This window comes from Streptomyces carpinensis, assembly GCF_002154505.1.
Lineage (GTDB): Bacteria > Actinomycetota > Actinomycetes > Streptomycetales > Streptomycetaceae > Streptomyces > Streptomyces carpinensis.
In genome coordinates, this window is the sequence record NZ_MUBM01000204.1 from 14,420 (window position 1) to 27,379 (window position 12,960).

At 70.5% G+C, this 12,960-nt stretch carries 13 protein-coding genes; 6 read left to right on the plus strand and 7 right to left on the minus strand.

Annotated features, from left to right (window positions below):
• Window positions 1-41: 41 nt before the first annotated feature.
• A complete protein-coding gene (gene sigJ, locus BZY54_RS26345) occupies window positions 42-950 on the plus strand; it encodes an RNA polymerase sigma factor SigJ (RefSeq protein WP_086727813.1) in 909 nt (302 codons plus the stop codon).
• 311 nt (window positions 951-1,261) lie between these two features.
• Here sigJ and BZY54_RS26350 read toward each other — a convergent pair whose 3' ends face one another.
• The 3 genes from BZY54_RS26350 to BZY54_RS26355 all read right to left on the minus strand — a co-directional run bounded on the left by BZY54_RS26350 (window position 1,262) and on the right by BZY54_RS26355 (window position 2,852).
• On the minus strand, window positions 1,262-1,735 hold the full coding sequence (locus tag BZY54_RS26350; protein WP_143668128.1) for a hypothetical protein: 474 nt from the start codon (window positions 1,733-1,735) through the stop codon (window positions 1,262-1,264).
• A 54-nt stretch (window positions 1,736-1,789) separates the two neighbouring features.
• Complete coding sequence (locus BZY54_RS51725) at window positions 1,790-2,305, minus strand: hypothetical protein (RefSeq protein WP_167414064.1); 516 nt, start codon at window positions 2,303-2,305, stop codon at window positions 1,790-1,792.
• 127 nt (window positions 2,306-2,432) lie between these two features.
• The gene (locus BZY54_RS26355) at window positions 2,433-2,852 is read right to left on the minus strand and encodes a hypothetical protein (RefSeq protein ID WP_244217341.1); all 420 of its coding nucleotides are present in this window, start codon (window positions 2,850-2,852) and stop codon (window positions 2,433-2,435) included.
• Between the two features lie 130 nt (window positions 2,853-2,982).
• Between BZY54_RS26355 and BZY54_RS26360 the strand changes: the two genes are divergently transcribed.
• Window positions 2,983-3,543: a hypothetical protein gene (locus tag BZY54_RS26360; RefSeq protein WP_086727823.1), complete on the plus strand. Its 561-nt coding sequence runs from the start codon at window positions 2,983-2,985 to the stop codon at window positions 3,541-3,543.
• Window positions 3,544-3,683: 140 nt separating this feature from the next.
• Here BZY54_RS26360 and BZY54_RS26365 read toward each other — a convergent pair whose 3' ends face one another.
• From BZY54_RS26365 to BZY54_RS26375, 3 genes are all read right to left on the minus strand, one after another.
• A complete protein-coding gene (locus BZY54_RS26365) occupies window positions 3,684-4,079 on the minus strand; it encodes a VOC family protein (RefSeq protein ID WP_086727815.1) in 396 nt (131 codons plus the stop codon).
• A gap of 178 nt (window positions 4,080-4,257) precedes the next feature.
• Entirely contained in the window at window positions 4,258-4,722 is a 465-nt protein-coding gene (locus BZY54_RS26370; RefSeq protein ID WP_086727816.1) for an HIT family protein, read from the minus strand.
• A gap of 101 nt (window positions 4,723-4,823) precedes the next feature.
• Entirely contained in the window at window positions 4,824-5,366 is a 543-nt protein-coding gene (locus BZY54_RS26375) for a GNAT family N-acetyltransferase (RefSeq protein ID WP_086727817.1), read from the minus strand.
• 198 nt (window positions 5,367-5,564) lie between these two features.
• Here BZY54_RS26375 and BZY54_RS26380 point away from each other — a divergent pair, with 198 nt between their 5' ends.
• From BZY54_RS26380 to BZY54_RS26395, 4 genes are read left to right on the plus strand one after another with little or no spacing between them, the layout of a single operon-like run.
• Window positions 5,565-6,641: a substrate-binding domain-containing protein gene (locus tag BZY54_RS26380; protein WP_086727818.1), complete on the plus strand. Its 1,077-nt coding sequence runs from the start codon at window positions 5,565-5,567 to the stop codon at window positions 6,639-6,641.
• 12 nt (window positions 6,642-6,653) lie between these two features.
• Window positions 6,654-7,829, plus strand: coding sequence for a toxic anion resistance protein (locus BZY54_RS26385; protein WP_086727819.1), 1,176 nt, complete (start codon window positions 6,654-6,656; stop codon window positions 7,827-7,829).
• The gene (locus BZY54_RS26390; protein ID WP_086727820.1) at window positions 7,826-9,361 is read left to right on the plus strand and encodes a substrate-binding and vWA domain-containing protein; all 1,536 of its coding nucleotides are present in this window, start codon (window positions 7,826-7,828) and stop codon (window positions 9,359-9,361) included. Before BZY54_RS26385 ends, BZY54_RS26390 begins: the two co-directional genes overlap by 4 nt.
• Window positions 9,348-9,956, plus strand: coding sequence for a hypothetical protein (locus BZY54_RS26395; protein WP_086727821.1), 609 nt, complete (start codon window positions 9,348-9,350; stop codon window positions 9,954-9,956). Before BZY54_RS26390 ends, BZY54_RS26395 begins: the two co-directional genes overlap by 14 nt.
• 96 nt (window positions 9,957-10,052) lie before the next feature.
• On the opposite strand, the gene BZY54_RS26400 is transcribed toward BZY54_RS26395, so the two are convergent.
• Window positions 10,053-12,707, minus strand: coding sequence for a WD40/YVTN/BNR-like repeat-containing protein (locus BZY54_RS26400; protein WP_086727822.1), 2,655 nt, complete (start codon window positions 12,705-12,707; stop codon window positions 10,053-10,055).
• Window positions 12,708-12,960: the final 253 nt, after the last annotated feature.

Genomic DNA, 12,960 nt, shown 5'->3' on the forward strand with positions numbered 1-12,960 from the left:
CGCGGGCCTGCGAAAGGTAAGGCGAGGGGGCGGCCGGAAGCATGGGGACTGTCGGGACCAGCACAGATGAGATAGCCGGCGAGCGTCGCCAACTGATCAATGTCGCCTACCGGTTGCTCGGTTCGGTGACCGAGGCCGAGGACGCCGTACAGGATGCCTACGCGCGCTGGTACGGCCTGCCACGAAGCCGGCAGGAGGAGATCCTGTCTCCCGGCGCCTGGCTGACGACGGTGACCAGCCGTATCTGCCTGGACCTGCTCGGCTCGGCGCGGGCCCGCCGTGAACGCTATGTCGGCGCGTGGCTGCCCGAGCCGCTGCCCGACCGCACCGAGTGGGACCACGCGGGCGACGCCGGCCCCGCGGACCCCGCCGACCAGATCGTCCTGGACGAGTCGGTGGCCATGGCCTTCCTCGTCGTCCTCGAGTCGATGACGGCCGCCGAGCGGGTGGCGTTCGTCCTGCACGACGTATTCCGGTACCCGTTCGCCGAGATCGCCGAAGTTCTCGGCCGGACCTCTGCGGCCTGCAAGCAGCTGGCGGCCTCCGCCCGGCGGCGGGTGAGCGTCGCGCGTGCTCCGGTGACGGCGACCGGCCGGGCCGACGTGGTACGGCGCGTCAAAGAGGCATGGGAGAGCAAGGACATCGCAGCCCTGGTCGGTCTCCTCGATCCGGCCGCCGTGATGACCGCCGACGGCGGCGGCATGGTCGGCACCGTCCTACGCCCGGTCGAGGGCGGCGCGCGTATCGCCCAGTACATGGTCGCCATCGCCGACAAGGCTCCGGGGCTCGAACTGCTGGAGCGGTCGGTCAACGGCGTGCCGGGCCTGGTGGCCCAGCGTGCCGGCGTCGTCATGACCGTGGCCTCGTTCGACATCTCCGACGGGCGCGTCACCCGGATCTGGGCCGTCCGCAACCCGGAGAAACTGCGGCCGTGGGCGCCGGAGGGTTAGGCTCTGTCCGATGGGTGGGTGACCCATCTGCGGGTCGATCGTCCGCGTGTTCAATCGCATCACTGGACGGTTGGCGGACGTGTACTCGTCCGCCACGTTGAAGACGCTGGCACAGTGCGGGCACTCCGCCTTACCGAACAGGTAGGTGATTCCGTTGGTGAGCACCTCCTGCCCGTCGCGGACAGTGATCCGATGCATCCACCGGCCGGTTCCGGTGAGTTCCTCGGCGTCGGCCGGCCGCAGGTCCCGCCGGATCTCCTCACCCCTGTCCCACACCTGCGAGTAGCACCCGAAGCCGCCGATGACGATCGTCACCCCCATGCCGCAGTGGGGGCAGTCCACGTGATTGATGTCGTCCGTAAAGCCCTCCAGGGCGTTCGCCCAGTGGACTCCTCTTCGACCGCGAGCAGGGCACGGAAAGACATGAGATAGTCGGCCGGCCGCGACCGCAGGTGCCGGTCCAGCACCTCACGGAACTCCTTGATCGCATTGGCGCAGTCCGCCAGCAGATCATCGCAGCCGTGCCGCCCAGTCGCGCGCTCCAGGATCCTTCCGGCCAGGCCGCGTGCCTCCGCCCTGCGTGGCGCGAGGCGCACCAAGTCCGGCAGGGCTGCGAAACCGGCCGGGGACACAAGGTCATGTTCCAGGACGAGCCGGCATCCCAACTCCTTCCACGCTTCAGCGTCGTCCTGGTGCTCCACCCGTTCCAAGAGCTCCGGAACGCGATCGACATCGAACCAGCAGTCAGGCATCTGGGCCCAGTTCACCACCTGAGCATTGAACACTCCCAAGGCGGTGAGGAGCGCCCGGGAGACCAGAGGGTGAGGAATGCCTTGCACTCAGATCGTCCGGCAGAGGCGGGCCGCGTCCAGCATCGCGGCATGGACGTTCCGGCTCGCCACTGCGTCCCCTATGCGGAACAGCCGCAACGAGCCATGCTCGTTGCGCACCACCGACTGGGGCTTACCGGCAAGGAGCTCCCCGAGGTCGACCGCCCCGAGGTTGGTGGAAGAAGCGAGCAGCTCGTCGTAGAGTTCCTGGACCGGATCGGTGCCCATCTCGGCCACGACGGCGTCGAAAGCACGGTGCTCCCGGAAGTCGAAGCCGTCCACACCGAGTTCCAGCTCCAGGCCCTCCGAGCTCCTGGTGACCGCGTGCAGCCGCCGAGGGACGGTGACAGCGACACGGTTCTCCGCCAGAGAGTTGAAGTACCCGGATGCCGTGAGCGAGCCGACATCGGGTGAGAGCGTTCGTTCGGGAGCGCAGGTCGCGCGTACCTTCCCGGATGCCCAAGGCTGTGCCGCCGACCTGGACCCGTCGGCACGCAGGCAGGCGCTGCGCGCTCGGGCGGCCACGAGTCGCGAATTCGTCGCGGCGGCACGCCGAGCGCTGGGGGACGAACTTTCTCGGATGCCACGCGCAACCTGACGGCCGATCCCGTGGTGAGCGCGACCACCATGTCCGCATCGGCTGCGGCACCCGTCAGCTCCTGAGCGGTCCCACCATTTCCGCCACTTGTCCGTGAGCTGGTAGCGACCCGGTCCGTGACGAGTCCGTCAGAGAGACGACATCGACGCCGCGTTCGGTGAGCGACTGGTCGATGTAGTCGCACAGTTCCTCGCGTTCGCCGGTCTCGAAGGCGCTTTTGTTGTGGGCTTCGTTCACCGCGTCGAGGGCCAGGACGACGCGTTCCACCACCGCGAAGACCTGCTCGTCGGGGGCCGCGCCGAGTGCGGCGAGCTCGCACTCGAAGGTGTCGAGGAGTGCGTCGGTCGCCGTGAGCAGCTCCTCGGGGAACAGCTCCGCCATACAGGCGCACTCGGGATCCAGGGTGCCGGCGGCCAGTTCCTCGGCCTCCTCCGCCATGCCGTCGCGCCAGCTTGTGGTCGGTCTCTCAGCCATGGACGGGCCGGTACAGCTCAGGACTGACAGCGAGGCCGACCACCCACCGGAGCGGTGCGCCGGCCGACGACTCGGGCCTGGAGCGGCTCCGGCGCGAGTGACCAGGGCGCCTTACCGGCAGACTGTGCGCATGGCGAATTCGTACGCTCAGCCGATCCTGAGGACCGGGAACCTGGCCGAGGCGCTCCGAGTGGCGTGGCAGCTTGTGGAGTTGGCCGATACGGGCGCCCTCGAAGTGGACTTCGAGGCTGTCGCTCGGACTCCGGAGGAGCTGAACAGGCTGCTCGAACAGATGCCGGAGGCCGAATGGTGGGCTTACGGACCGGGCAGGTCCGGCTCGTCGGACGACGGCGACCTGCCCTCCGACCACCTGCCCGTGTTCCTGAGGGACTGGTGTCGGCCGGTCCACGCGGTGGAGGCGTTCTCGTCGGCTGCGGGGAGCGCTCCGGCGGTGGTCCGCTGGGACTTCGACGGATGGCCGGCGGCGCTGGAAAACGGCCTCGGCCCGGGCGGCACTCGTGGCGCGTACGTCACGTTGGCGGCCAATGCACGTGACCTGGACCTGGAGGATCCCGCTGACGTCCACACCGTATTCGTCCATGTCAAACAGATCGAGGCGGAACGCGCACCGTGGCTGGCCGCTCAGGTCGGTCTTCGGGTGATCGGCGAGCTGGTCATGGCGCCTGTCTGACGGTGGGACGCCATCAGAGGCCGGTGCGCTGACGAGACGGTCGCGCTGACCGGCGGCACTGAAGAAGCCAACGCCTCTGACCGGCTCGGATGCGGTGTCCGTTGCGGTGTGTGACGGGGGTGTGGGTGCCCGCTCGCGGCCTAGTTCTGCGGTGCCAGGGTGCGTTGGACGCAGAACTCGTTGCCCTCGGGGTCGGCCATGACCACCCAGTTCCGGTCTGAGCCTTGGCCCACATCCGTCTTGGTGGCGCCGAGGCCGAGCAATCTGGTCACCTCGTTCTCGGTGCTGCCGTCGATCGGGCTGACGTCGAGGTGAAGCCGGTTCTTCACGGTCTTGCCCTCGGGCACCTGGACGAACAGCAGGGTGGGCGACATCTGGCGGGCCCGAACGTCCTCAACGGTCGGCACCCAGGAACCGATCTCGACCTTGCCCTCACTCCGGTCGATCACCTTGAAGCCCAGGACCTCGCACCAGAAGGCTGCGAGCCTCTCCGGATCGTGGCAGTCAATGGCCAACTCGGTGAACCTGCTTGTCATGACTCTCCCAGATAGTGCGGACGGGACCCAGAGTATTGGCCCGTTCCGCCCCCCGGTCCACAGTCCGCGGCAGCGAGCGCGCCACGAGGCGTGGTAGGCGGTGTGTTGTCCCTCCGCTCCTTCCCGGCTGCTGCCACCTCGACGCCGCACCCCGGGCGAGGTGATCCGGTCAGCAGTGTCAGCGCCCTGGCGAACTCAACCGCCCTACCAGGGCGGCGGCCTCCGACTCGCCGCCTCGCGGAGCATCGGGCCACTCGTCGACCCGGTCCCACCAGTACTCGCGCGGGGTTCCCGGATAACGAGGAAGAAGATGAAGGTGCAGGTGAGGAACGTTGTCCCCGATGACGGCAGCGTACACATGCTCGGCGCCGCCGACTTCGCGGAGGCGGCGCGCCGCACGGGCGCACCAGTGGCCCACCCGTTGTGCCTCTGCGTCCGTGAGATCAGCCAGACCAGGAGTGTGCCGACGCGGTTCCACGAGTAGATGGCCCAGGTAGACCGTGGCCGAGCCTCCGGGCGCCCTTGGGGACAGGTGCGAGACGACCACGAGGTCGTCGTTCCACACCGGTCCCTCCGGCATCAAGGACTCCTCACGGTGCTTGCCGCAGACGAAGCAGTCCGTCGGTGCGAGCTCATGTGTCATGGCCGGCACGGTGCCCGCTCTGGAGGCAACCCCGCCATACGATGCCCGCGCCGGTCGCCGTCTCGCGTCGGCGCAGGGCGCAGGCGCCGGCCGGCCGAGGTTCAGGGACGGTCCAGACCCCACGTCTGGAGGGCGTAGGGCCGCCCCTTCTCCTCACCCTTGATCAGCGGCACGTCGAGGAGTCCGAAGCCCGCCTTGATGGCCACGGCGACGCTGGCGGCGTTCTCGGCCTCAAGCTCCAGGATCACCTGCTCCGCGCCCAGCTGCTCGAAGGCGTACGCGGCCATCACCCGCACCGCCCGCGCGGCCAGCCCCTGGCCGCGGTGCGCCGGGCCGACCGCGTAGCCGATCTCGGTGCCCTCGGGGGCACGCCGCAGCATCACCTCGCCGAGCGGTGGACCGCCGTCGACGGTGATGGCGAGCAGGATGGCCGTGCCCTCCGCCCGCAGCTGCCGGCCCCGGTCCAGCCGTGCGCGGGCGGCCGCTTCGTCGAAGGGGGAGACGATCGGTGTCCAGTACGCGATGTCGGGGTGGTCGAACAGCTCCGGCATCGCGGCGAGGTCCGCCTCCGTCCAGTTGCGGAGGACGAGACCCTCCCCCGAGAGCTCGATCCGCTCGGGAAAGGACGACGTGGTGCTGCTCATGTGCGGAGACCTCCCTGGCCTGTGCGGGACGAGGAAGGATAACCGGGGGCGGGCGAAGGCTCAGCGGTATTTCCAGAGGGCCGCGCACCCCACGCCCGCCGGAGGTGTGTGTTCCGGTTGCATACCGGGAACGGCCGTTCACTCCCCGTTCGCCCGACTCCCCAAGGAAGGTCGGATTCCGCGAGCACGCTGACCGGCGTGAGACGTATCGCAGGCATCGTCCTCGCGGTCCTGCTGATCGGCGGCGTGGTGGCGGCCGTCGTCGCGGGGCGGCACGGTGAGGACAAGGGCACGGCAACGAAGACCGTGCGAGGAGTGATCGGTTCGGAGAAGGCGGACTTCTTCGCCGATCCGGACGTGGTGAACGCCCTGGCCGCCAAGGGCTACACCGTGACGGCGGAGACGTCGGGGTCCTGGGCCATGGAAGGGCTGGACCTGAAGGGCTACGACTTCGCTTTCCCGTCCAGCCAGGCGCCCGCCGACGCACTGTCCGGCAAGTACCACGTACGGCAGCCCCTGCCGCGGCCCTTCTACTCGCCGCTGGTGGTGGTCGCCCACCGCAGCGCCGCCGAGGTGCTGACCGCGAACGGCCTGGCCACGCTGGACGCGCCGCACCGCGGCACCCTCAAGATGGCCGCCTACCTGGACGCCGCCCGGCACGACCGGACCTGGCAGCAGCTCAAGGGGGCGAGCCGGTACGGGGAGCTGACGGGAACGCTCTTCATCGTCACCACCGACCCGGACACCTCCAACTCCGGCGCCCTCTACCTCGCCGCGGCCTCCTACGTCGCCGCCGGCGGCCGGGTGGCGTCGAGCGATGCCGACGTGGACCGCACCGCACCCCTCATGCGCAAGCTGGTCAGCGTCCAGGGAGCCCAGCAGTCCAGCTCCGACGCGCCCTTCCGGGGCTTCCTCAGCGGCGCCGGCAATCCGCTGGTCCTGGTCTACGAGTCGCAGGTCGCCGCGCTGCTCCAGCAGCACCAGGACGCTGCTGACCTCACCGTCTTCTACCCGGACACCACCGCCGACAGCGACCACACCGTCGTACCGCTGACCCGGACGGGCCGTGATCTGGGTGAGCTGCTGTCCACCGATCCGACGCTGCGCAGGCTCGCCGTGCGGCACGGGTTCCGGCCGCAGGGCGACAGCACCGAGTTCACCGCGGCGACCACGAGCGGCACCGACTACCTCAACCAGAAACTGACCGGCGTGCGGCAGGCGCCCGTGCCCACCTCCGCGGTGCTGCACGAGATGGCGCGCCGGGCACGCGGATAGGGGGATCTCCAAGTGACCGGCAACGACAGCGACTTCACGCTCACTCCGCCCGAGCCCGTGGCGGCCGTGCCCCGGGAGAAGGCCGGCGGGCTCGTCCCCGTCGACGACGGCGTCCGTACGGACATGTCCCGGAAGGCCGCCGCCTACGTGGAGGGACTCGCCGCCCTGGACGCCCGCTCGCCCGAGTTCGCCGGCAAGGTCGGCGAGATCACCGCGCTCGGCGCCGGCGAGATGCGCACCGCGGCCGCACAGTCCAACCGCATGCTGGAACGCACCGTCCGCTCCCTGCCGGACAAGGGCGGCGACGCCCAGTCCAAGGTCGCGGGCTCGCTCGTCGAACTCAGGCGGGTCGTGGAGGACCTCGACCCCCGCGACCTGCCCGCGAGCAAGGGCCGCAGGCTGCTGTCCCGGCTGCCCGGTGGCAACAGGCTGCGCGACCACGTCGCCAAGTACGCCTCCGCACAGGGCACGCTGAACACGATCGTGGGCGCGCTGCGCGGCGGCCAGGACGAACTGCGGCGCGACAACGCAGCGTTGCAGACCGAGCGGGTCCGCCTGTGGGAGACCATGGGCAAGCTCCAGGAGTACGTCGTGCTGGCCGAGGCACTGGACACCGCCGTCGAGCAGCACATCGCCGCGGCGGAGGCGACCGACCCCGCACAGGCCGACACCCTGCGCGCGGATGTGCTCTTCCCCGTCCGGCAGAAGCACCAGGACCTGCTGACCCAGCTCGCGGTGTGCGCGCAGGGCTACCTCGCCATGGACGTCGTACGCCGTAACAACGACGAGCTGATCAAGGGTGTGGACCGGGCGGCCACCACGACGGTGTCGGCGTTGCGCATCTCGGTGATGCTGGCCTCAGCGCTCGACAACCAGAAGAAGGTCATCGAGCAGGTGAACGCCCTGCGCGGCACCACCGAGGACCTCATCCGGGGCAACGCCGACATGCTCGCCACGCAGAGCGGCGAGATCCAGCGCATCGCAGCCGACCCGGCGGTCGGCGCGGAGACCCTGAGGTCGGCCTTCCAGCAGATCTACCGCACGCTCGACGCGATCGACACCTACAAGGTCCAGGCGACGGAGGCCATGGCGGCGACCGTGGAGTCCCTGACGGCCGAACTCCAGCAGGCGAGTACCCATCTGGGGCGCAGCCGCTCCCAGGGCGCGCTCGAGGGAGGGCTCGCGTGAGAAGACCCCTGGCCGTCGCCCTGGCGGTGCTCGCCCTGCTGACCGCCTGCACCTCCCACAAGCAGCACCCCGACCAGGACGACGTCCCAGCGCCGGGCACCCTGCGCGTGCTCGCCTCCAGCGAGCTCGGCGACATGACCCCGGTCCTCGAGCAGGTCCGCCAGGACACCGGCATCACGGTCCGCCCCACCTACATCGGCACCCTCGACGCCGTCGACCTGCTGGCCGAGGGCAGGGCGGACGGCCGCTACGACGCCCTGTGGCTGTCCTCGAACGACTACCTGCGGCTGCGACCCGAGGCGGCGAAGAAGGTCGTCTCCGAGACACCGGTCATGTCCAGCCCGGTCGCCATCGGCGTCAGGCCGGCCGCGATGGCCCGGCTGCACTGGAAGCCGGACCAGGTCACCTGGGCGCAGATCGGGCAGGCCGTCCAGGACGGGAGACTGACCTACGGCATGACGGACCCGGCCCGCTCCAACTCCGGCTTCGCCGCGCTGATCTCCGTCGCCTCCGCCCTCTCCGGCGCCCAGTCCGCGCTCACCGACGCGGACGTGGCGAAGGCGACGCCGCGGCTGAAGCAGTTCTTCAAGGGGCAGAAGCTGACCTCGGGCTCCTCGGGCTGGCTGGCGACCGCGTACGCACGGCGCGGCGACGTGGACGCGCTGCTCAACTACGAGTCGGTGCTCAAGGGCATCACGGGCCTGACCGTGATCCGCCCGCGCGACGGCGTCGTCACCGCCGACTACCCGCTCGCCTCCCTCGCCGCCACGGACGCCGCGACCCGTGAGGACGTGCGCAGGCTGGCCGGGGCGCTGCGCAAACCCGCCGCCCAGCGGCTGATCACCGAGAGGACACACCGCCGACCGGTGGTCGCCGGCGTGGCGCTCGCGCCTGGCCTCGACACGAGCCGCCGGCGCGAACTGCCGTTCCCAGGCAGCCGGTCGGTCGCCGACGGGCTCCTGGACGCGTACGAGAACGAGCTGCGCAGGCCCTCCCGGACGGTGTACGTGCTGGACACCTCGAGCTCGATGGAAGGCGACCGGCTGGCCCGGCTGAAGAAGGCGCTCACCGACCTCACCGGCGACTTCCGCGACCGCGAGGAGGTCACGCTGATGCCGTTCGGGTCGGACGTGAAGAACGTGACGAGGCACGTCGTCAGCCCCTCCGACCCACAGGCCGGACTGGCCGGGATCCGCCGGGACACCGCCGCCCTGCGCGCAGACGGCAACACCGCGATCTACACCTCGCTGGAGAAGGCGTACGACCATCTCGGCGCCGGCGGTGACACGTTCACCTCGATCGTGCTGATGACCGACGGCGAGAACACCTCCGGTGCCAGGGCGGACGAGTTCGACGCCTTCTACGGCAGGCTGCCCCGCGACCGGCAGGACATCCCCGTCTTCCCGATCCTGTTCGGCGACTCCTCCCGCGGGGAGCTGACGCACATCGCCGACCTGACCGGCGGCCGGCTCTTCGACGCCCGGCAGGGCTCGCTCGACGGCGCCTTCGAGGAGATCCGTGGCTACCAGTAGGTTCGTCGGGTATCTCGAGTCCCGGAAGAACATCGCAGGGAGCGCCTGCGGGGTGGTCGGTGTGGTCCTGACCTTCGCGGGGGCGGCGGGACCGTACTGGGCCGTCGTCGTCGCGGGCCTGTACGGAGCGGGCGCGCTGATCGCCCCGCCCGAGCGGCCGGCGCTGCCCGGCTTCCCGGATCCGTCGGCCCAACTGGAAGGCCTGCGCGAGGACTTCGGCCGACTGCGCGGCTATCTGGCGGGCGTCGAGCTGCCGCCCGCGGCCTCCGGCCGCCTGGTCGAGCTGACCGGGCTGCTGGAGGCGCTGCTGGACCCGGGCTGGGCCGCCGAGCTGCTCGCGCAGGACCCCGAGGGTGTGCACGCGCTCGCACGGGTCGTGCGGCAGGACATCCCCGAAGCCGTCGACACCTTCGTGCGGACCCGGTGGTGGACCCGGCTCGCGGCGGGCGCCGAACCGCCCGAGCGCCACCTGGAGCGCCAGCTCACGCTGCTCCACGGGGAGGCGGAGCGGCTGGCGGCCGCGCTGCGGGCGACGGAGGAGCGCCGGCAGGAGTCGCACACGCGGTATCTGGAGGACCGGGGACGCGGTGGCTGAACCCTCCCGCGCCCGAGGCCGGGGCCCGCACACCGTCGTGCGGGCCCCGGCCTCGAACAGGGTGCTGTCACCGCGGGGTCAGGGCAGCCGGGCGCGTCATGGCGTCCGTGTCTTCCAGATGCCCCGGCCGTGCGTGGCCACGTACACCTGGCTGCCGTCCGGGCTCGGCGAGAGGTAGACCGCCGGCGCGGTGGGCAGGTTCGTGCCCAGGCGAGCCCAGTGGCCCGCGGAGGTGCTGGTGAACACGCCCAGGTCGGTGGCGACCACGAGGGTGCCGTCCTTGGTGACCAGCGCCGCGTTGGCCGGGGCGTCCGGGAAGGAGTCCGTGGCGGCGGGGTCACCGCTGATGTCCGTCCAGGTCTTTCCGCCGTCCGCGGTCTTCCAGACGTGGCCGTAGCCGGCGCCGGGGCCCTCGTTCCAGTGCCGCGAGAATCCGTTGACCACCGCGTAGACCGTCTTGCCGGAGGCGTCGGACGGGTCGATGGTCAGACCGGAGATGTAGCGGTTCGGGAAGGCGGCGGGAAGGTCCACCTGGTGCCAGGTGCCGCCGTAGTTGGTGGCGATGCCCCGCCCGAAGGAGTCGTCGACCGAGGAGCAGGGGCCGCACCAGGCCGCCCACGTCACGTGGCCGCGGCTGGCGACCGCCGAGGCGGAACGGCCGGCGCCCAGGTCGTACAGCTTGGTCCAGTCGGCGCCGGAGGTGCTCTTCCAGGTCTTGGTGTTGCCCCAGACGTACTGGCCGCCCGCGACCCACAGGCCGTTCGGGTCGGTCTCGTCCGCGCTGAACGGGGCGGTGAAGCGGGCCCCCGGGTCGCCGGGCGCGATGTCGGTGATCACGTTTTCGGAGCCGTCGTCGCTCGCGGTGTAGCCGCAGTTGTTCGTGATCTGCAGCGCGAGGTCGACGTACTCGCCGACCGTCTGGCAGCCGTTGTCGGGGTTGACCAGCTGGTCGCCGCCGTCACCGCCGTAGGGGGAGACCATCTTGCCGTCCGGGTTCAGCTGCTGGCCCTGGTAGGTGGCGCCCTTGGGCGCGAGCAGTGAGACGCCGTTGTCCTGAAGACCGCCCCAGACGGCGTCGCCGCTGCCGTCGGTCATCTTGCCCGCGCGCACCGAGTAGTACTGGAGGGTGCGCAGGGTGCCCGACTCGTTGAGGTTGCGCCAGCCGGTGGTCGTCTGCGCGGTGGGGCGGGCGTAGGCGCCGCCGTCGTTGCCGACGAACACCTCCGGGGTGCTGCCCTTCCACTGCGAGAAGGCGAGGGCGTGCTGGTCGGAGTGCATCACGTCGCCGTCGCAGGAGTTCCCGGCCGGGTCGTACGAGAAGCACTTCATGCCGAAGTTCCAGTAGCGGCCGATCGCCTTCCAGGTGGCGCCGCCGTCCCGGGACTCGAACATCTCCTCAAGACCCAGGTAGACGTGGTTCGGGTCGCTCGGGTCGACCGCGACGACCTGGTCGTACCAGGCCTGGGAGCCGGGCTGGTAGCCGCTGCCGATCTCGTTGACCTTCATCGCGGAGCCGGACGTCGACAGCGACGAGGAGGTCGCGATCTGCTTGAACGGTCCGTCGGCGTTGCCGCTCTCGCTGACGTACACGCCGGCGAGGACCGAGTACACACCGGAGCCGGTGGTCTTGTCGAGGAGCTTCGGGGACTCCATCGAGACGTACAGCTTGCTGCCGTCGGCCGCGTAGGCGAAGGCGGCGTTGCCGATCTCGGCGGGGTTGATCGCGCCGGTCGGATTGGCCCGCTTCCAGGTGGTGCCGGCGTCGTCGGAGTAGTAGAAGCCGTTGTAGTCGGCGCCGCTGCGCCAGGCCACGTTGGCCAGCAGCCTGGTGCCGTCGCTGCCGGGCTGTACGGCGATGTCGTTGGCGATGTCCGCGTAGTGGCTGTCCACGCCGCAGCCCACGCCGCTGACGCCGACGCCCGCACACGGGGCGAGGACCTTCGTCCAGGCGGCGGACTGGCCTGCCGACAGCGGGCGGCGGAAGACGCCGTGCGAGGAGGCCGCGAAGACGTAGCCGGCGGCCTTGTCGAAGGTGAGGGTGTGGATGGAGGCGGAGTCCAGTTCCGTGCCGCCCACCTTGTCGCTCTCGCTGAAGGCGCCCGTGACCGGGTTCGCGAGGCGGTAGACGCCGCTGCCCAGGTAGTTGTCGGAGGCGGTGGTCGCCTCGCCGGTGGCCAGCCACAGCGAGCCGTCGGGCGCGACCGCGAGGGCCCCCACGGACAGCGCGGGCAGCCGGTCCGCGATCGGCGTCCAGGTGCCGCCGTCGTCGGTGGAGCGGAACACGCCGCCGCCGGCGGCACCCGCGTAGACCACGCCCCGGTGTGTCGGGTCGGTGGCCAGGGCGGCGATACGGCCCGCCGAGTGGCCCGCACCGCCACCGGAGTTGGAGGCCGACCGGTCGCGGTAGTGCAGCGCGTCCTCGTTGTACGGAGAGGTGGTGACTTCGGACCAACTGCCGGATCTCGCCGGCATGTTCTTGATGTGCGCCCAGGCGTCGGCGTAGGCGCCCGACGCGATCTGGCCGCTCGGGGAGAGCCTCGGTTCGTTGAACGCGCCGATCGACTCCATCAGCTCGTGGGACTCCTCGCCGGCCTCGTGGTGGCGGCTGGATCCCGAGTCGCTGTCGACTCCGTACGCGGCGACGGGTCCCGCCCCCGCTATCAGGAGTGCGGCGGCCGCGGCGGCGAGTGCCGCCCGCCCTCTGCTCTCCGCCCCGCGGCGCGGTCCGCGCCGTGCGGAATAGTCACGCATGGACCTTCTCCGGCTTCTTCGGCGTAGGCCGTGGCCGCCCCTACGGCCGCACTTGATGTCCTACTGCCGAGCGCCGGAACCGTACTTCCGTGCGGGCCTTCAACCCCAGGGGTTTACGTGAACTTTATAGACTGACAAATGTAACAATTGTCAAAAGTGGCCTCGTTCGCCGTCTCGTCTCCCGAAGTGACGGCACACCCCCACTACTTGCAGCGCATGAACCCCCGTCACCGTTACTTCCGGCCGCGGCCGG

Coding starts and splice junctions, on each gene's coding strand:
- sigJ (WP_086727813.1), top strand. CDS start 42: ATGGGGACTGTCGGGACCAGCACAGATGAGATAGCCGGCGAGCGTCGC.
- BZY54_RS26360 (WP_086727823.1), top strand. CDS start 2,983: ATGGCGAATTCGTACGCTCAGCCGATCCTGAGGACCGGGAACCTGGCC.
- BZY54_RS26370 (WP_086727816.1), bottom strand. CDS start 4,722: ATGACACATGAGCTCGCACCGACGGACTGCTTCGTCTGCGGCAAGCAC.
- BZY54_RS26365 (WP_086727815.1), bottom strand. CDS start 4,079: ATGACAAGCAGGTTCACCGAGTTGGCCATTGACTGCCACGATCCGGAG.
- BZY54_RS26355 (WP_244217341.1), bottom strand. CDS start 2,852: ATGGCTGAGAGACCGACCACAAGCTGGCGCGACGGCATGGCGGAGGAG.
- BZY54_RS26375 (WP_086727817.1), bottom strand. CDS start 5,366: ATGAGCAGCACCACGTCGTCCTTTCCCGAGCGGATCGAGCTCTCGGGG.
- BZY54_RS26400 (WP_086727822.1), bottom strand. CDS start 12,707: ATGCGTGACTATTCCGCACGGCGCGGACCGCGCCGCGGGGCGGAGAGC.